The organism is Micromonospora maritima, assembly GCF_902825405.1.
Classification (GTDB): domain Bacteria; phylum Actinomycetota; class Actinomycetes; order Mycobacteriales; family Micromonosporaceae; genus Micromonospora; species Micromonospora maritima.
In genome coordinates this window covers 1-1,186 of record NZ_CADEAU010000882.1, presented here as the reverse complement: position 1 = coordinate 1,186, position 1,186 = coordinate 1, and the positions used below count along the sequence as shown (strand labels likewise).

Sequence of the window (1,186 nt, the reverse complement as noted above, 5' to 3'; positions counted from 1 at the left end):
CGCAGCGTGGTGCGGACGACGTCCACCACCAGCGTGCCGGCGGACGGCGAGGAGTCGGCGGGCGCGGCGAGGTGGGCGGTACGCAGCCAGCCCGGGTAGCCGCGGACGTCGAGCTTGGCGGCGGGCTGCCCGAGCGCGACCACTCGGGCCCAGCCGTCCGGCCGCACCTCGGTGACCAGCACCGGCTCGCCGAGCAGCAGCTGGGTCAGGACGCAGTCGCCGACCTGCTGCTCGGCGTCCATCGCGGCGATCCAGCCGGCGACGTCGGGTGGGTCGGAGAGGGCGGGGCGGTCGATCGCGCGGGCCGCCTCGGGTGCGGTCCACAGGGTCGCCACCGCGACCCGTACGACGGCCTGGTGGCCCGGCTGAGGCGCCATGTGCACCCCTCCTCCCACACGTCTCCGGGCGACCCTATGAAAAATTCCAACGACACTCAACCGTGGCGTTGAACTTTAGCTTCACTCACGTCGGCGATGCCGAGCCCCGGAGCGTCCGGCAGCAGCACGGTCGCGCCCTCGTACCGGAGCCCGCCGGTGACCGGCGACCAGGCGAGCCACCAGGCGGCGTCGAGGTCCGACACGGCCGTGGTGCCGTGGGCGGCGACCAGGCTGGCGGCCGCGCCCACGCCGACCGGTCCCTCCATCATCGACCCGACGATCGTGCCCATGCCGTGCGCGGCGGCCAGGTCGAGCAGCGTGCGGGCCGGTTGGAGCCCGCCGCACTTGGCCAGCTTGACGTTGACCATGTCGGCCGCCCGGCGACGGATCACCTCGACCAGGTCGCGCACGTCGAAGACCGACTCGTCGGCGAGGATCGGCAGGTCCACCCGGTCGCTGACCCAGGCCAGCCCGTCCAGGTCGCGGCGGTGCACCGGCTGCTCGACCAGCTCGACGTCGAGCCCGGCGTCCTCGATGCCACGGATCACCCGCACCGCCTCGCGGGGCGTCCAGCCCTGGTTGGCGTCCAGCCGGATCCGGACGTCCGGGCCGACGGCGGCGCGCACCGAGCGGACCCGGTCCAGGTCGCCGTGGGCGTCGGTGCCGACCTTCAGCTTGAGCACGGTGAACCCCTCGGCCCGCCGCCGCCCGGCCGCGGTGGCCAGGTCGACCGCGTCGCCGGCGGCCAGCGTGACGTCCGTCGGGACGCGCAGCGCGGTGCCGCCGAGCAGCCGCACCAGGGGTACGCC

1 protein-coding gene and 1 pseudogene are annotated in these 1,186 nt (G+C 75.0%); both read right to left on the bottom strand.

What is annotated here, in order from left to right; genetic code table 11:
- Positions 1-377 (bottom strand): annotated as a pseudogene (locus HUW36_RS33240) (glycoside hydrolase); the annotation flags it as partial.
- A gap of 56 nt (positions 378-433) precedes the next feature.
- Positions 434-1,186, bottom strand: a 753-nt coding sequence (locus tag HUW36_RS33235; protein WP_174531629.1) for a mandelate racemase/muconate lactonizing enzyme family protein, incomplete at its 5' end; no start/stop codon positions are given.